The sequence below is a fragment of the Paenibacillus sp. M2 genome (assembly GCF_046713495.1).
Classification (GTDB): Bacteria; Bacillota; Bacilli; order Paenibacillales; family Paenibacillaceae; genus Paenibacillus; species Paenibacillus amylolyticus_B.
Genome location: NZ_CP169648.1, coordinates 1,330,935 through 1,349,454, shown reverse-complemented (window position 1 = coordinate 1,349,454; position 18,520 = coordinate 1,330,935). Strand labels below are relative to the sequence as shown.

Here is an 18,520-nt window from a genome sequence, read left to right as displayed (position 1 = left end):
CAAAAACGATTATCACCATGTGTATTCTGGACTTGATCCAGCTACCTCATTGTTGATAATCGTTTTTTTATTACGTCTATTTTATTTAACCAAGTAAGATGTGGTAAGAGGCACAAACAGCGATGAACCTGGATCTTCAGATACAATCTCGACATAGACAGCATCTGTACCTTTAACATCCACATCTAGACTCATCATACCGCTTTCTGGAGTGATATTGAACTTTTTGAGTGTCGCGAGATCCTGATCATAGATATGAATTTCCTGATTCCCTTTCAGCGCGGCAAGTTCCAAGTGCAGAGAAGAATACTTTTTACCCGTATTAATCTGAATATCATCCCCCTGTTTCGCAGGATCATTATGCAGATAAACATCCTTGTAATCCTTGCCTTTATATGTGGTATCCTTAGGATCTTTGGTGTGCCAAGCGGTAGATCCCAGTACGGATGTTCCAAGTGCACTCAGCGTTACTTTTCCGTTGGTTACGGGTGCAGATCCATTCGTTCCGCCAATCAGGACGGAAGAAGTTGCACCGTCATAATTGATTTCAGTTCCAAGCAGTGTTCCAACCGCACGAACTGGCAAATACGTTGTTCCGTTATACGTGATCGGCAATACGGTCTTGCCGTTAGCATCCTTCGCTGTTACGGTCTCGCCATTCAGTTTCAACGTAATTTTGCTGTTTAGATAGGCTTTGATCTGCTCCAACCCTGTTGCTGCGAGCGCACCCGTCCCGATCCCAAGCGTTAATGTACCTACCATCAAACCCAGTACAACCTTTTTCTTCATCAAAATCCCTCCTGAATGTTAAAATGATTTATCCTTTATACATTTAAACGACTAAAGTGATAATGTCAATTGTTTACTGCATTTTTAGTACCCTGTTCCTATTTCCGGGCAGCACAAAACGAGGCTGTATGTCCTGATTTTTTTCAGCCTCGCCCAGTTTCCCACTGTCCGTATACGGAGTAAGGAAGATATTCTGTCAGATGTTCACTTAACTCCACACTTGAGAACTTACAATTCCCGATGCACTACGATATCAACAGGATGATATCAATCAAAAGATTCATAATATTCTTCTTCATACACTTCCATGCTGTACTTCAAATCTACGGCCTTCCACTCGCCATCTTGATACTCATAAGTGAATGTCAGATCACCCGCATACAAAGCCGCACCGTAAGATCCTGCTGCTGATACGACAAGTTGGCCATCCTCCACACTGTAATAGGTTACTCCACCGAATCCCAACTCTTTGTTATACACGCCGCCACTCGTATCTTCCTCGATCCGTAAAGGTTCTGCTTGAACACCATCAACGGCGACATCAACATCCACACGGTCTGCTCTAACCGTAACTTTTGACTTCACATGCTGTTTCGCAATCTCATCCAGAGATTGCATCTTCATCTCTTCCAGCGTTACCGGATTAATGATACGTGCTTGTCCCAAATAAATACCTGTTCCATGACCTTCTGTGTACAAAACAATAATTTCTTTCTGGCCGTCTCCATTCAGATCCAGCTCGTGCACTTCGGGTTTGTAAGACCCGCCTTCTCCCTGCCAATCACTAAATTCTTGCACTTTGCCGTCCACTTCCAAAATCATTCCGTTATATATATATCCTGAACCCTCAACTTTCATAGGGTATAATCTGACGTTCTCATTCTCTGGAGCTACCGAAACGTATTCCTCTTTCACGGGAATGGATTCCTGTGTTGTCTTCGCTGTGTCATGCAGTTTATCTATATTGGAAGCCTCGACCGTTTCAGTCTGGCTGGATTGATCATCTATGTTAAGCTGTTTTTGCGATTCATTCATGGTTCTGGCAGCCGAAGTTGTACTAATCGTAGCTACCGCCAAAATAATCATCAGCAGGATACCTGTCCAAGTTTTCAATATACTGGGCTCCTTTATCTGTTGTGATAATCCTATTATATCTTCATTTATCGCCTGCAAGTTGCGAATTTGTTAATCTTTCATAAAATAATCTTTACAAATTTTCGTTTTCACGAAAGAACGTTCGGCTTTAACCAGAATAAGCAAATTATCATGCCAAAACTGTTCTCCAAAAACAAAAAAAATTCCGAACACAGCTTAAGGCTGCATCCGGAATGCTTTGGTTTTGTCCAATAACCGATCGGTTAATTGTCTCAGTTCTTCAGCCGAGGATGAAATCTCCTCCATGATGGCTGTCTCTTCGTGTGCGGCATCCATAATTCGTCTCGCCTCATCCGAGAACGATCCGGCTTTCCCCTGGATCTTCTTCACATGACCGTGCGTTTGCTCCACGCGACCGGTCTGTTCTGCAATCTTGGAACCGATATCATGCGCACCCTTCATAAATACTTCCACTGTTCCTGTCAGTTCATGCAACGTCTGATCCACAGAGACGGTCCGCTCCGATTCATTAACCACGAGACCATGCTGCTCATGAGACAGTTGGGCTGTCTCCCTGATCCGCTGCTGCACACGACTAATCAGCTCATTAATACGGTGTACCGATTCCTTACTTTCGTCTGCCAGCTTGCGGATCTGCTGCGCCACGACTGCAAAACCAGAACCTTCTTCGCCAGCTCGTGCAGCCTCAATGGAAGCATTCAGGGCAAGTAACCCTGTTTCCTCTGCGATGTTTTTGACAGACTGGGTAATTACTTCGATATCGGAGGCTTCCTTCTCCAGCAACAACATAATATCGCGGGAACGATTGTGCGACTCGGCCAGCTCGTCCATCCCTTTCATCAACGATGAGAAAGTCTGTTTTGTATGATCCACAGATCGTTCCATCTGACCCGACATCTCTGTCATGTCCATGGACTGACTATGCATACGCTGGAAATCGTTCAGCATCTCATCCGCCGTAATCAGAGATTGATGGGAAGTGACCTTCTGCTCTTCTACGCCTACCGCAATATGATCTACCGCATCCGACATCATTTCGATCTGTTCAGCGGCCTGGGTAATCGCTTCACTCAGAGACTGTGCGTTCTGTGAAGTCGTTCTTGTACTGTCTGCAATATCATTTACAATGCTTCGAAGGTTAGATACCATTGCGCGAAAAGCATCATATAATACGGTAAGTTCATCCTGCGTGCGTCGCTGCGGAATTTCGGTTGTCAGATCCCCCGCTGAAACCTGCTGTGCAGCCCGGGACAGATGAACGATTGGACGAGTCAGCCAGCGTGATGCAAACCATCCCAGAATCCCGTTCCAGCATACTCCCATGATTAAAATGATCGATATGTATACCCAATTCGGAATATCTAATGTAATCCAGTCTTTGACAAAAAATATAAAAAAGCCGCTAGTTCCGTAGGTAATAATCGAAATCAGTACCAAACCTGCGACAGTCTTTGCTCCTAAAGTCCATTTCATGTGCACACCCCGTAGTCCTTTTTTCCTATTTTACCAATCAAGTACCAAATATCATGTGATATACATCACTGAAAACGTTCTATTCCCCCCATACTTGCCGTTCATGCATGACTTCTCTACCATAAAGCGCATAATGTATAAGACAAGCTTGGACACTCCCCCCCTTTCTTGAAAATTGAATAATATTCCATTTAATATCCCTAATTTTATTTATTATCGGCACAAGAGGCCAAATGATTTAGATTGGCATCCATTTTGCTTAAATGATATACTGAGTGCGCTTCAGCAATGCTGAAGCCGAACTATTTTTATTGATGCCACTGGAGGCGAACGAGATGTCTACTATGTCCACACGGACGGAGAAAGATTTTATCGGTGAAAAAGAAATCCCGGCTTATGCTTATTACGGAATTCAGACGGTCCGGGCCGTGGAAAACTTCCCGATTACCGGCGTTCCGGTACACCGGGAGCTGATCACGGCTCTGGCTGCGGTGAAGAAGGCGGCAGCCATTACCAACATGGAGTTGAAGATGCTGCCGAGCAAGATTGGCGATGTGATTGTTATGGCCGCTGAAGAAATGATGAAAGGCCATCATATGGATCATTTTATTGTAGACTCCATTCAGGGCGGTGCAGGCACCTCCATGAATATGAATATGAACGAAATTTTAGCCAACCGCGGACTGGAACTGTTAACCAAAAGCAAGGGAGACTACTTCCATTGCAATCCCAATAATCATGTGAACATGTCCCAGTCCACCAATGACGTGGTACCTACAGCATTGCGCATTGCGGCGTACCAACTGTCGGAGACGTTACTCGCTACCATGAAGAGACTACAGGATGCGTTCCGTAAAAAAGAAGTGGAATTCAACGATGTGGTCAAGGTTGGCCGTACCCATCTTCAGGATGCCGTACCTATTCGCCTTGGACAAGAATTCGGAGCTTATGCCCGTGTAATCGGACGGGATATTGAGCGTCTTGAATTCGCCAATCGCCGCTTGCTTACCATTAACATGGGTGCAACTGCGGTAGGTACAGGACTCAATGCCAAACCCGAATATATCGTCAAGGTTACAGAGCACCTGTCTGATGTTACCGGACTACCACTACAAACAGCTGAGGATCTCGTGGATGCAACGCAGAACACAGATGCCTATCTGGAACTTTCAGCGGCGCTGAAGGTATGTGCGGTTAGCCTTTCCAAAATCTGTAATGATATTCGCTTGATGGCTTCAGGTCCGCGTGCAGGATTCAATGAATTGCTCTTGCCACCGCGTCAGCCAGGTTCGTCCATTATGCCAGGCAAAGTCAACCCGGTTATGGCGGAAGTCATTAACCAGGTATCCTTCCAGGTGATGGGGAACGACCATACGATCTGTATGGCGTGTGAAGCCGGTCAATTCGAGCTGAATGTCATGGGCCCAGTTATTGCGTTCAACTTGCTGCAATCCCTGAAAATTATGAATAACGGTATCGATGTTTTCACACGTTATGCGGTTGAAGAGATGGAAGCTAACCGAGAGCGCTGCGAATTAATCATGAAACAAAGTTTCAGTGTGGTTACGGCGTTAAACCCACACTTAGGTTATAATGTGGCGGCTTCCATTGTGAAGGAAGCGCTCAAAACTGGACTTACCTTGCAAGAAATCATTCTGGAACGCGGACTGCTGACACCGGAAGAACTGGAAGAGATTCTTCATCCGGAACAGATGACTACACCAGGGATTGCCGGAGAACACTTCCTGCGTAATATGGAACGTATGTAGGTAATCAGGAAAACTGATGCAGCAACCCAAACACGAATAATTACCAAGAACCCCCGCAGACCGTTCATCCGGTTTGCGGGGGTTCTTTTATTCAGAGAAGATAAGACGCCAGCTATTCGATTAAGCCCACCGTTTACGCTCAAGGGAAGGCAGAATCTGAAGTTCCTCCCTGTACTTGGCAACCGTTCTGCGGGAGATGACAATCCCCTCCTCGGCGAGCAGTGTGGCTAAATGACTATCCGAGTATGGACGCTGAGCCTGTTCCGTGCGAATGATTTCTTTTAATCTACGTTTCACCGCTGATGCTGATGTTTTATCCCCTGACGTTGTACGGATTCCCGAGGCAAAAAAAGCCCTGAGTTCATATACACCGTGCGGGGTCTCAATGTATTTACCGTTCACCGCACGACTTACCGTTGATTCATGCATGCCAATCTTCTCTGCAATAACAGCCAGATTAAGTGGTTTTAGCGTGGATGGGCCTTTGACCAAAAAGTGCTTCTGCTCTTCCATCACTGCCGCCAGCACACGCACTAAAGTCCTGCGCCGCAAGTGTACACTCCGAATGATCGCCCTCGCCTCTACCACGCGGGTAGACCAGATTGTGTCCGGAGCCTCTTCCCTGATCCAGCGGATGCACGCTTCATTCATCGATACACGAGGGTTACCTGCCACATGCAGGCTAAAATGGGCCTCACCGTTACGCAACCCTACGATGGCATCTGGAATAATGTAATGTGGTCGTTCTGTACATCCGATGGATCGACAGGGCTTGGGGTCAAGACGTGTAATATAGTCATAGGCAGTCTGAGCTTCCCGTGAAGTCATGCCTAATCGACTCCCTGTTTTACCTGGGTGAAAAGGAACCAGTGCTTCCAATCCCGCTTCCACCATCCGCTCCGCATACAGCGCAGCCGATGAATCACGTCTAATCTGGAGCAACAGACATTCCTGCAAATTCCGCGCTCCTACACCAGCAGGGTCCAGTGATTGGAGAACCTCCAGTCCCGCTGCAATTTTGCTCATCGGTTGCTCAATTGCTGCTTGCACCTCTGCCAGTTCAACTGTCAGATAACCATCATCATTAACGCACCCTGCCAAATATACTGCCATATTTTCCATTTCGACTGGAAGTGTCATCACTCGAATTTGGGCAATCAGCAACTTTTCCAGGGTAGGTTCTGCACCTCTGACCTGAAGCAGCGGATCGTAGGAATCATACCTGCGCTGGTCCATTCGCCGTGGAATCCGGGGGAGGGGCGCAGCTTGTTCTTCCAGTTCAAGAACTGGATTTTCTTCCGCCGCATCCAGCAAGTAACGAGTCAGATCCTGTCCGGACATCGTTAGCAAATGAAAGGATTGTTTCATCTCCGGCGTGATGGACAGCCGAATACGTTGTTCCTGTACCAACTGAACACCTAACATCCGTTACCCTCCTTATGCCTTCGGCAATAAGCATCTGTGTTTCTTATACGAACAAAAGGATTTGCAGGGATAATAGCATACTATTCAAACGATTGTAAGCAGATTTCAGTCGGATCATGGATAATCTGTTTAGTATTTCTCCGATACCAGCTTCGCCTGTGTAAACAGCAGTAGATAGTCTCTTCCACCTGCCTTGGAATCCGTACCTGACATGTTAAATCCACCAAATGGATGCGTGCCCACCAGTGCTCCGGTACATTTCCGGTTGAAATACAGATTACCCGCAAAGTATTCGCGTCTTGCCTGTTCCAGATGTTCACGATTACGTGAGATCACCGCGCCGGTCAGACCATAGTCTGTATTATTGGCGATATCCAAAGCATCCTGGAAAGATTCTGCTTTGATGAACGCAAGCACAGGTCCAAAAATCTCATCTTGAGCAATCCGGGCTTTCGGGTCCACATCGGCAATTATGGTTGGTTCAATGAAATAACCTTCAACATTCCCTGTCCCGCCACCGTGCACAAGACGCCCCTCACCCTTGCCGATTTCAATATATTCCGTGATCTTTGCATATGCCTTGTCATCAATAACCGGACCGACCTGACTGCCAACTTCAAGTGGACTGCCCATCGTCAGTTTCTGTGTCCGTTCAATCACTTTTTGCAATACTTCATCATATACATCCTTATGAATAATGGCACGGGAACACGCCGAACATTTCTGTCCAGAGAAACCAAATGCCGAAGCGGTAATGGACTCTGCCGCGAGTTCCAGATCACTGTCACTGTCTACTACGATGGAATCCTTGCCGCCCATCTCTGCAATAACCCGTTTTATCCACTTCTGACCTGGAGCTGTACGTGCTGCACGTTCATTAATTCTCAGCCCTACATCTCTGGAACCGGTGAAACTGATAAACCGGGTAAGCGCATGATCCACGAGATAATCACCAACTTCACTACCTGGCCCTGGTAAAAAGTTGACGACGCCATCTGGCAAGCCCACTTCTGCGAGCAGTTCCATAAACTTCGCCGCAATCACAGGAGTTGTACTTGCTGGCTTTAACACCACCGTGTTGCCGGAGACCAGTGCAGCAGAGGTCATGCCTGCCATAATCGCCAGCGGGAAATTCCAAGGTGGAATAACAATGCCAACACCCAGCGGTATATAACTCAGTTCATTATCTTCCCCTGCAATCCGCACGAGGGGCTGGGGTTCACTCAATCGCTGCATATCCCGTGCATAGAATTCCATAAAATCAATGGCTTCCGCTGTATCCGCATCGGCTTCAGGCCAGGTCTTGCCGGCTTCATAGACCATCCATGCGGAGAATTCATGCTTGCGACGGCGCATAATGGCAGCTGCTTTGTACAGATAACGAGCCCGTTCATTCGGATCGGTATATTTCCAAGTGTGGAATGTCTCCGCTGCTGTCTGAATGGCCTTTTCGGCCAATTCCTGATCTGCCTGATGGATCGTTCCGACAACTTGATTCTTGGCCGCGGGGTTCACGGACGTTAACGTGCGGCTGCTTGTTATTTTTTGCCCACCAATAATAATCGAGTATTCCTGCCCAAGTTCAGCTTCTACCTGACGAAGTGCGTCTTCAAATGCTTCCTGGTTCGCCTGGACCGCAAAGGGTGTGAATGGTTCGTTAACAAAAGGGATATTCATCAATGATTCCTCCTTCAGGATGTGGGATTCGCTGGCTGCTCGCCTGAATTATTTTGCATGTTACTCATCACCAAATATATGTAGCAAAATCCGTGCCAACTCCGGTTGGAACTGAAATATTTTTCTTATTAAATTTAACTAAAGAAAGTTCACACTGCCCACTCCGATGACAGAACAACCTTCCAATCGCTGTTATCCCCAGATTTTTTGATTCCTTTTTATAAAGTTAAAATCTCCATGAAAAATAGTAGACCATCACCAAATCTGGCACGTTTCTTGCTTGAATTAAGGATGCACAATGCTGAAGGAGGAGACGAAAATGAGTGTGGGAACGGAAATATATCGCAAAACCTTATTAACCGTGGCAGGCAACAAAGCTGTAGAGAACCTGTCCATTAGATATGGTAAGAAGCTGGCAGGCAAATTTATTGCAGGAAACACCTTGGAAGAAGCTCTCGAAGAGATCCGCATACTCAATAATAAAGGCATTATGGCTACGCTCGATCATCTTGGCGAAGGCATCACCCGCCTGAGCGAAGCGGCATTGTACAGGGATGAGTATGTACGACTGGTAGAAGGCATTGCACGTGAAGGCGTAGACTCCAACGTCTCGCTGAAACCAACCCAGATGGGCCTCGCACTGGACCCGGAAGAGGGCTATCGAAATATCCGGGCCGTTGCCGCACAAGCCAAATTGCATGATCTATTTGTCCGAATTGATATGGAGGATAGTCCATTTACTCAAGCAACGCTGGATATTGTTCGAAGACTGCACTCGGAAGGACTGCACAATACGGGCACAGTCTTACAAGCCTACCTGCATCGCACCGAAGAAGATACGCGTGATATGATTCGGGAAGGCATCCGGCTTCGACTGGTTAAAGGTGCTTACAAAGAACCCGGATCAGTCGCCTATCAGAATACTTCTGAAGTCATTCATCAATTCAAAACGATGATTCGTAATCACCTCGATCAGGGTGTATACACTGCGGTTGCCTCGCATGATGATCACATCATTAACTGGACGAAACAATACGCCAAGGATCGGGGAATCTCGCCGGATGCCTTTGAATTCCAGATGTTATATGGTCTGCGTATGAGCGAACAGGAACGTCTCGCCAAAGAAGGTTATCGCATTCGCTGTTACGTACCTTACGGCACCATGTGGTATCCGTACTATACCCGCCGTTTGGCCGAAAAACCGGCTAATCTCTGGATGGTCGTTAAGAATATGTTCCGATAATTATTCTCCAGCTGGATCAATATATAAAAAAAGACAAAAGAAACCATGTTGCCTCTTTTTTTCTGGGCACATGGTTTTTTCAGTACGAACACTTTACGAGAGAATCCAACCTAGGAACCTCAGTAACGTTATTGCGTCATAAAATGGCTCCAAATTCTGAAAATCGACCAAATCGACAAAATAAAACTTCTTCATATATCCCTGGCTTCTGGATAGAATGGTCTAAACAAAAGTTGACAACTATATAGTTAGGTACCATACTATATTTATGGACAATCAAAACAAATCAACAACTGATATGTACCTCATCCCTTCGTTAGTACAAACGAAGCGTCAGGTTGATCGCTATCAATTAGACGTGGATGCACAAGCCGTGCTTGTCGCATCCAGACTGATGGTAGCAGGAGCCAAACTTGGGCATGCTGCGGAAATCCATTTCTCCAGATTCGGTTTATCTACAGGTCGATATCGTCTGTTGGCAGATCTTGAAGATCACGAAGGGGAAGAACTGCCCTCCCAACTGGCGGAAAATCTGGGTGTAACCCGTGCTACTGTAACTGGTCTAATCGAGATTTTAGAACGAGACGGACTGGTTGCTCGTCGGACGAGTTCCGTTGATGGTCGTCAGAAGTCAGTCATTTTGACCGCCAAAGGTGCAAAGAAGCTAACGGATATGGCTGCGGAACATTTTGCCAGACTGGAAGCGATGGTCGGATTACTTACGATCGAGGAAAGGAGTGTGTTTCTCAACCTGCTGGGGCGTGTTACACAAGGTATTGCTGCACTTACAGATGAGTCACGTGACTTCTTCGAACCAAAATCCTAGGAGCATAACGAAGAAAGGGAACCGGGCTAGTTCAACTAGCCCATTTTCACCCCATATAGTTAGGTCCCTAATTATATATAGATGAAAGCAAATTAGTGATTTCTATACAAAAAAAGGAGTAGTGATATGGTTAACCTTAATGACCCCGTTCATTCCGAGGAAGCTTATCCAAACCGAGCCGCTAATCCTCCCCAAAAACCTTTTGTGCTGTGGCGTGAATTAATCCCGGCCTACTTGTCTCCTGCCATCATGGCAAGCATCGGGGGAATCGTCACCGCTGATAAAGTCCTTCAGTTACGAGCTTTAACAACGATTGGAGGGGCGTCTCTGCTTATGGCTCTATGTGCCGGACTCTGGCTTCGCAACCGTGAGAACCGCCCACGGTGGGTGACGAAAGCACCCCGAGTCATTGTGGTGGGCTGCTTGGCACTTGCAGGCGCGGGGTTTGGCTTTGTGGCGGCATGGGGGATTTCTAATGTATTGCAGATCGTAAACCCGAGTTCTTCATGGGCTTGGTTGGATCATATTGGGTTCGATTTTCCATTGTCTGGTGCAATAGCTTGTACGATCATGTCATGGCGCTGGCGAACTTACATTACCAAATAAACAAGTTCATTATAAGGAGAGATTGAAACATGATTACTATTATTGGAGCAACAGGCATGATTGGAAATGCACTTTTGAGACGTTTGCTGGAAAGAGGTATTCCCGTACGGGCAGTAAGTAGAAAGCCGGATAAGCTTCGTCAACAAATGGCGGACTTGGCATTGTCCGGGATTGAAACCCGTGCTGCCGATGCAAATGATTCCGAATCGATGCGCAGAGCTTTGGCGGGTACCAGTCAACTATTTCTAGCATTATCCAACGACCCTAAACAAGTGGAACTAGAGACATCCATTATTCAGATGGCTGTGCAAGAAGGAGTGGAGCATGTCGTCAAAATATCCAGCCCAGCATATGACGAACGTTCACCAGTAGCTGTAGCAGGCTGGCATGAACAAATCGAGCAAGCTCTAGTGAAATCCGGGATGACATATACGATGCTGCGGCCCTATGCTTTTATGCAAAATCTGCTCCGACTCGCACCAACCATTACAACCCAAGATGTATTCTTCGGCTGCATTGGAGATTCCCCATGCAACTTCATTGATTGCCGAGACATCGCAGATATTGCCACAGAAGTGCTGACTAGAGCCAAACCAGCGAACCGCATCTATACGCTGACGGGTTCCGAAGCATTCACTTATGCACAGATTGCAGATAAAATGTCCACCCTGTTCAATCGACCGATCGGATTCCTCAACCTCAAACCCGAGGAGCTTCGAACGGATCTGATCGAACATGGACAGATGCCTCCTTGGCTTGCAGACCACGTTGTGGAAATTCAGACGATGTCTACCGTTGTGCCAGAGAAGCCGACGGATACCGTTCAACGCTTGCTTGGCAGAGTGCCGCGCTCGCTCGATGCATTCCTGAGAGAGCATCAAGATACATTTAAACCAAGGCTGTAACAAAGTCATACATGAGATAAGGAAAAGTTAAGAACTTCCCATGATTTACGTCCGAAGACTGTCAACCACTAATTAAAAGAGAGAGAACCACAATTTTAAATGTCTAATTTTCTGGACACACCCATTTATTATTCAAAAGTTAACCTAATTGTAGCATTAGGATAGAGGCATTCGCATTGATCTGTATTCCGCCTGCTAGGGTCTGCAGATCAACTGCCGATGCAGTGAATGATTCCGTAATGAATGGGCACCGTTTTGATAAAGGGTGAATTGGTTCGCCTGTACACCTGCCACGATGAAAAACACCGCGTAGTTCAGCATCACAAAAACAAAATTAACCACTATTTCCGATTGTCTTATGTATGATTCATGTCAAAAAATCTATACACATTTCACTTTGAAAGCTATAATATGGTTAACTATCTCACTCAAATATTTCCATCTACTCAAATCATAAGAGTTCCTTATAATAGGTACAGTTCTGAAAGTTATGCCCTAACTGAGGTGATATCGATGAAACATTTACTTCCAGATTTAATGTCTTTACTGCGTACGGATATGGATGTTCTGGATACGGACCTCTCCACACTTACCATTCCGTCCTCAACATCGTTGGTAGATGCCTTCTGCTTATTCGACACATCTTCTTATTTATTCATTCAGGATGATGGACCCCTATTGGGATATATCGCCGTATCCGATGTTTTGCATGCCATGATGCATGCGCATCGCCTGATAGAAGCTTATTTTGAGACCACACTGGAGACAGCGGGTTCAGCTCTGACATTAATTAATGAAGATGCCAAAGTGGCCTACTGGACAACTGGCGCGGAGCATGTTTTTTCGATCAGCAAAAAAGACATCATTGGACAACCCGCAGCGGACTTTTTCCCTCCAGATCGGTTACAATCTCTCAAGACGTTGTATACCGGCGAAACGGTCTATCGCAAACAGCATCAGCCACGGCCCGACCTCTTCGCCCTGATTAATGCTCGTCCGGTCCAACTGGATGGACATATTGTGGGTGCAGTTGCTGCCGAAGTGGATATAACAACTGAAATCCGACTACATCAGGAACTATTACATATGACCTCCAAAGTCCAGCATCTGGAGAAAGCCGTTGCTCGGCTACGTCCCGAATTAGATCCATTTGCCAGAATCAAGGGCAGCAGCCCGGTCATCAAGCAGTGCATGGAGACCATTCGCAAGATCAGTACCACCTCAGCAACCGTACTTATTCTCGGGGAGAGCGGCACAGGCAAGGAGTTATTCGCCAAAGCCATTCATGATCTCCGTGAATTGCAGACTGCACCGTTCATCGCTATTAACTGCGGGGCAATCCCTGCTTCATTGTTTGAAAGTGAATTATTCGGCTACGAGAAAGGTGCATTTTCCGGAGCGGATCCCAAAGGAAAAAAGGGTAAGTTTGAGCTTGCCGAAGGGGGTACTCTTTTTCTGGATGAGATCGGTGAGATGCCATTGGAATTGCAAGTGAAGCTGCTTCGGGTGTTGCAGGAGAAGAGTTACTTTCCTGTGGGGGGAACACGAGTGAAACAGGCCGACTGCCGGATTATCGCTGCGACCAACCAGAATCTACAGCGTATGATTGCTCGCAATCAATTCCGAGAAGATCTCTACTATCGACTGAATGTCATTAACCTTGTCATCCCTCCTCTGCGTATGCGCAAGGAAGATATATATGAATTAACCCAGACGTTCCTTCAAGAATTCTCATTGCTCTATAACCGTCATATTGAGTTGGTTCCACCTGAAGTGTTCAAGTTGCTGTTCCAATATGATTGGCCAGGCAATGTACGTGAATTACGAAATGTGATCGAACGCCTGACCATTCTGACGACAGATGGTGAGGTGAAGCAGGAATATCTGCCTGATACCCTCACTTCCCTCACGATGCAAGAACAGTCCGAAGTTCAACTGACATCTGGATTTCATTCACATGCCAAGAGCGAAAATCAGCAACGTCAGGATTCGGTGGGAGCAAGAGCAGAAAAAGAACCTCGAGCGGTTGCAAATGTGGACGAATTAGATCACTCCGATGATTCCGAACTTGTCTCCGGTGTTACCTACCAGCAAAAATTGGACAACCATGAGGCCCAACTTCTAATTCAATATCTGAAAGCAGCAGGTGGCAACAAACGAACACTCGCCAAGCAACTTGGCATCTCCAGGGCAACGCTCTATAATCGCATGAAGAGGCTTGGTCTATGACCAGCCTCTTCTTGTCTTTATTATCAGTATATGAATGAATAGAACCCTACAAAATCCGCGCCAAGCGAGTCAGCGCTGTTCTGATATGGCGATAGAATGTCGCCCGACTCATGGAACACGTCTGGGCTGCGGCAGTTGGATTGCCAGCATGCGTCCAGTAGGCCGCGTATAACAGCATCTGATCCTGTGGAGAAAGGCCATGTACTCTGCCTTCCAACAGATCCATGACATACAGCTGTAACTGGATTCCATCCTTTACTCCTCTAACCCTGCCAGCATATTCATGCAATTCTCCCGGGGAACGAAGATCCCCCAACATCTTGCGAACATCCTGTTCAGTCCAAATTACACCATCCAATTCCGTTGTTTCCGGCTGTATCCGATTCTCTGTTGATTCCGGATCAAGCAGAGACATGACCCACTCTCCGAATTGTCCACTACGCAAATCCAAATCAAGTACGTCCGCTTGGTCTTCATATCTGTCACAGACACGAGTGCGGGTTCTTCGCATCCGGAATCCAATACTTTGCAAAAATAGTTTCAGGTGAGGGTTCGTTGCAACGAGCATGGCTCGCGCACCATCACCCAGCAGAGACAGTCGGTCTAGTGCCATGTATCCTACCAGTTCTTCTCGTGTATAACCCGGCACGTCATCTCTTGCCGCAGCCAGCAAAGCAAAGTGCGTATCACTCTGATCCGGATCACTCTCAAGCTCCTGTGGTGTGAAGCATTCATGTATCTCATTCGGAAAATATTTCAGGAGCAGCTCACTGCTATCCCTATGTACAAGTACTGTGATAAACATGGCGATCGTCTCGCCGAGCTTGTCACGCATCAATACGATCCCTTCGGGATAACGTTGTGCCAGTTCATCCAGGAAGGGGCCATAGGATAATGCCTGCCATGGTTCCACGCTGTAATCGCACCATTGCTGTAACAAACTCTGTAGAACTGGCAGGTCCTCGCTTCTCATCGGTTCAAGAGGTGAGAACAAGGAATCACGAGACACATCCGCGTATTTACGGTGTTGAAGCATCGATTCCTGACAGAGCAACAGCATTTTACGGGCTATTTGCCGACGCTCATGGCACCCTGCCTGTTCATGCAGCTGTTTCAGTAACTTCGCAATTTTGATACGCATGCTCTGCAACCGATGTGGCTCACGTTGACGGAAATCCCGCAACAGATGCACCCTGGCCATATCATGCAGGGCAAGACCATCCGGGCCGGAACGGATAAACGACATCTGTCTCAGCATATGATACTCTTCTTTTGTCACGTTCATATCCAATACGGATGATAATAATTCCTGATTGGCTGTCTCAAGCAGTGTCAGTACCTCCACTACGGGATGCAGACGGGGTGTCGTAAGCTCCAATAATAATCGAGCACTGATCATATGTGACAGTTCAGCCCATTCCGACTGCGGAAGATTCCTCCTCTGATCCGCAGCTTCTACAGCCAGGGCCAGTCCCAGCGGATGTCCATCGGTCATTCTCGTAATGGTACCTGCCATCCCCTGATTCAGAAAGCCTGCCACCGTGATATATTCCGTAATCTCATCAATTGTGAAATGTTGAAGCCGCATCTGTATAAACCTCTGATGTAATCGGGGATGTGTCCGCCAGGTGGATGCCAGTTCCGGGCGTGATGCAAGAATGACAAGTATCCCTCTTAACGGAAGTTTGGATATAAAGACTTCCATGAACCAACTTTCCAGCAGTGCGAGTTCTTCATAATTATCCACGGCCAGGACCAATCGTTTATCAACCGAAGTGTCTTTCAGCAAGCTGAGTGGTCGCGGGTATCCTTCACTATCCATTGTTTCCAAGCCTAATGTCGAGGACAAATAATCCATAAAAACGGAAGGAGTCGCCCCACATGATCGACCATCCATCCAGATTGCCGTCGCACCTCGATCCCGAGAGACAGATAACATCTCTGAAAGCAAGGAAGATTTACCAATGCCTCCCATGCCCGTAATTGAAAATATGGTTAATGGGGCTTCCGGATGATTGAACCACCGCTCCAGTGTCGTCAGTTCTTTGGTTCGACCAATGAAACGTTTGCCATCCTCAACATATTTGTCGTATTGAGCCTCAGTACTGTTTCCCATATATGTCCTCCGTACTAGATACTGGTACTTTTAATATACTTTTTTTTCTCACAAAATTGAGACTATATTGAGACGCGCAATTGCATGTGAAGTGATAGAATCTTGTTAAAAGCCAATTTATAGGAAATATTCAAAACAGCGGACATGGAAACGTTTAACACGGTATATAGACGCCTCCACGCTTCTTCTCAACGTAATGAATCATTCCGCCGATCAAGCACAGCCAACATGCATATGAGCATTTACTGATCTCGAATTCATGCTTCCCTTTCATTCCCTACTACCAGCCCGATATTCCAGGAAAGGCGGATTTGTGTGAGAATAAACCTCGATATCTGTAATCTGAGCGGACAACTTGGAATCAATCCCAAACGACTTAATGAATGGCTGCACCAAAGTGGCATTTCAATGGAGGATAATGAAGCAGAACAGGAAGGACGTCCCGACCGGTCGTCACCCCCGTATCGGCTGGCTGCTCCTTCTTCATTATCACTGGCACCTTCCTCCGGTCAAACGAAGCTTTTTCGGGGCCGACGCTCCACTTCCACTCTGCAACGCCTGCCTGCTTCATTACGACATACCCGGCGAATTAGTAAAAACTGCTAGACTGTGCTCAAGGTAGTGTAAGATCGATGCACAGTCTGTCCTCATCCATTCACCTCATCAAGAGGATTGCCACTGTCCATTCTCAATCATCGCGTGCGCCAGCAGCGCCATCTCCAGACAGATTCTTCTCCCTTGATCCATGTAACCTGGACCCATCAGTTCTTCCAGCTTCTCCAGTCTGTTGTACAACGTTTGCCGATGAATAAATAACTGGGCGGCCGCATCCCGCTTGGAACCAAAGTTCTGCAGGTAAGCATCTAACGTCTCTACCAATCGCAGGTGATGCGTTTGGTCATGTTCAATCAACATACCCAGGTGATCCTGGACAAAGGGTTGCAGGAAGGATTGGGGTAACGCCTTTAACATTTGATATATACCCATACGTTCGTAAAAGTGAACATGTTCCATCGAATCTACCGATCTCGAAACTTCGATCACCTGGTAGGCCTCCTGAAGGCTCTCCGGCAGGCTGGTCAAACGGTTGCGTAACTTGCCAAATCCCACATGAATCATAACCTGTTTCAAGTTACGATTGGCAAACCGTTTTACATCCTGGGCAATCCCTTCCAGTAATCGCAGCAGTTGATGACGTGCAGCGGCCGTTACCGCTTCCTTCGCACAGCACAGATATACCAGGTTGTTCTTCAGCATAATCAAGCTAGGCAGATTATTCTTCTTGAGCAGGGAACGCAGCAGGACAAGAACATCCTGATGATTCGCTTCCATTCGCTCCCGGCCTGTACCCTTCAATCGATGCTCAATCTCGATGACCCCTCCTGCAAACCAGTACTGCCCCTTCACCAGCAAACGAAGCCCCATTCGAGTCTGAGCCTGTTCCTCCTGATGGATGTTGCCATTCATCAGATCCTGGATCAGTTCATTCTGATTGCGGACCATCTTCTCCTCAAGAAACTGGGAACGAAGCGTGAGCGCTGCCGCCGCCTTCGCCGTATAATCGAGCAACAGCTTGAGATATTCTACTGGAGCTGCGGGATGTACAATCATGCCTACAGCCGAAAATACCTGGCCAAAACAGACGACCGGATGACACAACAGAGCCTTCTCTTCGTCTATGTGGAACCATAATTCGGTATCTGAATCATTCAAATCCAGATGTTCTACCTCCTGCTCATACCAGGTATAGATGGCCTGTTCCATCTCCGGAAGAAGTTCGGGCACAAAACTGCCCGGCTCCATGGACGAAATGTACACCACTGGTTTGGCGGCATACTCATGTAGCAGGTTCAGCACAGCAGACATATCCGTACTCTGTAATGTTCGTTGCTGAAGCTGACGGGAGTATGCTTCGAGACTTTTCAGCAGTTGATGTTGATGATTAATGAGCAGAGAGTGAATATCCTGTGTAATCTCGACAAAACGGACCGGTTGCTCAAATACGATCAGCGGAAACTGGTGTCTGTCCGCCAGTTCAATCAGTTCTTCCGGGATCCCGTATATGCTGGTACCAAACTCCACACATAACCCCGCTGCCTCACTGCCAATGAGCTGGAGCAGATACTCTTCACGCCCTTCTTCCGATTGAAGCCACAGTCCAGTGGATAAAATAAGATCATGGGGGCTTACGAATGGAGATACATTCGTAATCTCCAATACATGAACCCAGCCAACCTGACGGTTCACTCCATCCTTCCCTGCCGCTAGTCGTGCTCGGCCAAATACCGGACGTGCAAGGATATCTTTGATCGTAAACACACGGTCATTTCGCAATGGCGATCCCTC

General features: G+C 46.9%; 14 protein-coding genes. 7 read left to right on the top strand and 7 right to left on the bottom strand.

The window, feature by feature from the left end:
- Nucleotides 1-81 precede the first annotated feature (81 nt).
- The 3 genes from ACETMN_RS06060 to ACETMN_RS06050 form a co-directional block, all read right to left on the bottom strand.
- Nucleotides 82-789, bottom strand: coding sequence for a stalk domain-containing protein (locus ACETMN_RS06060; protein ID WP_091015607.1), 708 nt, complete (start codon nucleotides 787-789; stop codon nucleotides 82-84).
- A 267-nt stretch (nucleotides 790-1,056) separates the two neighbouring features.
- On the bottom strand, nucleotides 1,057-1,902 hold the full coding sequence (locus ACETMN_RS06055; protein WP_091015608.1) for a hypothetical protein: 846 nt from the start codon (nucleotides 1,900-1,902) through the stop codon (nucleotides 1,057-1,059).
- Nucleotides 1,903-2,100: 198 nt separating this feature from the next.
- Nucleotides 2,101-3,378, bottom strand: coding sequence for a methyl-accepting chemotaxis protein (locus ACETMN_RS06050; RefSeq protein ID WP_017690252.1), 1,278 nt, complete (start codon nucleotides 3,376-3,378; stop codon nucleotides 2,101-2,103).
- A gap of 335 nt (nucleotides 3,379-3,713) precedes the next feature.
- Here ACETMN_RS06050 and ACETMN_RS06045 point away from each other — a divergent pair, with 335 nt between their 5' ends.
- The gene (locus tag ACETMN_RS06045; RefSeq protein ID WP_091015610.1) at nucleotides 3,714-5,147 is read left to right on the top strand and encodes an aspartate ammonia-lyase; all 1,434 of its coding nucleotides are present in this window, start codon (nucleotides 3,714-3,716) and stop codon (nucleotides 5,145-5,147) included.
- Nucleotides 5,148-5,267: 120 nt separating this feature from the next.
- On the opposite strand, the gene rpoN is transcribed toward ACETMN_RS06045, so the two are convergent.
- A complete protein-coding gene (gene rpoN, locus ACETMN_RS06040) occupies nucleotides 5,268-6,572 on the bottom strand; it encodes an RNA polymerase factor sigma-54 (RefSeq protein WP_411735889.1) in 1,305 nt (434 codons plus the stop codon).
- A 129-nt stretch (nucleotides 6,573-6,701) separates the two neighbouring features.
- Entirely contained in the window at nucleotides 6,702-8,249 is a 1,548-nt protein-coding gene (pruA, locus tag ACETMN_RS06035; RefSeq protein ID WP_411735888.1) for an L-glutamate gamma-semialdehyde dehydrogenase, read from the bottom strand.
- Nucleotides 8,250-8,568: 319 nt separating this feature from the next.
- Between pruA and ACETMN_RS06030 the strand changes: the two genes are divergently transcribed.
- The 5 genes from ACETMN_RS06030 to ACETMN_RS06010 all read left to right on the top strand — a co-directional run bounded on the left by ACETMN_RS06030 (nucleotide 8,569) and on the right by ACETMN_RS06010 (nucleotide 14,058).
- The gene (locus ACETMN_RS06030; protein WP_091015614.1) at nucleotides 8,569-9,492 is read left to right on the top strand and encodes a proline dehydrogenase family protein; all 924 of its coding nucleotides are present in this window, start codon (nucleotides 8,569-8,571) and stop codon (nucleotides 9,490-9,492) included.
- Nucleotides 9,493-9,760: 268 nt separating this feature from the next.
- On the top strand, nucleotides 9,761-10,318 hold the full coding sequence (locus ACETMN_RS06025) for a MarR family winged helix-turn-helix transcriptional regulator (protein WP_091015616.1): 558 nt from the start codon (nucleotides 9,761-9,763) through the stop codon (nucleotides 10,316-10,318).
- A 126-nt stretch (nucleotides 10,319-10,444) separates the two neighbouring features.
- Nucleotides 10,445-10,924 (top strand): hypothetical protein, encoded by a 480-nt coding sequence (locus ACETMN_RS06020; RefSeq protein WP_411735887.1) that lies wholly within the window; start codon nucleotides 10,445-10,447, stop codon nucleotides 10,922-10,924.
- 29 nt (nucleotides 10,925-10,953) lie between these two features.
- A complete protein-coding gene (locus tag ACETMN_RS06015) occupies nucleotides 10,954-11,829 on the top strand; it encodes an SDR family oxidoreductase (RefSeq protein ID WP_411735886.1) in 876 nt (291 codons plus the stop codon).
- 513 nt (nucleotides 11,830-12,342) lie between these two features.
- The gene (locus ACETMN_RS06010) at nucleotides 12,343-14,058 is read left to right on the top strand and encodes a sigma-54 interaction domain-containing protein (protein ID WP_411735885.1); all 1,716 of its coding nucleotides are present in this window, start codon (nucleotides 12,343-12,345) and stop codon (nucleotides 14,056-14,058) included.
- Nucleotides 14,059-14,104: 46 nt separating this feature from the next.
- Here ACETMN_RS06010 and ACETMN_RS06005 read toward each other — a convergent pair whose 3' ends face one another.
- The gene (locus ACETMN_RS06005) at nucleotides 14,105-16,174 is read right to left on the bottom strand and encodes a hypothetical protein (RefSeq protein WP_411735884.1); all 2,070 of its coding nucleotides are present in this window, start codon (nucleotides 16,172-16,174) and stop codon (nucleotides 14,105-14,107) included.
- Nucleotides 16,175-16,489: 315 nt separating this feature from the next.
- Here ACETMN_RS06005 and ACETMN_RS06000 point away from each other — a divergent pair, with 315 nt between their 5' ends.
- Nucleotides 16,490-16,780: a hypothetical protein gene (locus tag ACETMN_RS06000; RefSeq protein WP_143786504.1), complete on the top strand. Its 291-nt coding sequence runs from the start codon at nucleotides 16,490-16,492 to the stop codon at nucleotides 16,778-16,780.
- Nucleotides 16,781-16,837: 57 nt separating this feature from the next.
- On the opposite strand, the gene ACETMN_RS05995 is transcribed toward ACETMN_RS06000, so the two are convergent.
- Nucleotides 16,838-18,508 (bottom strand): PucR family transcriptional regulator, encoded by a 1,671-nt coding sequence (locus ACETMN_RS05995; protein ID WP_105600831.1) that lies wholly within the window; start codon nucleotides 18,506-18,508, stop codon nucleotides 16,838-16,840.
- Nucleotides 18,509-18,520 lie beyond the last annotated feature (12 nt).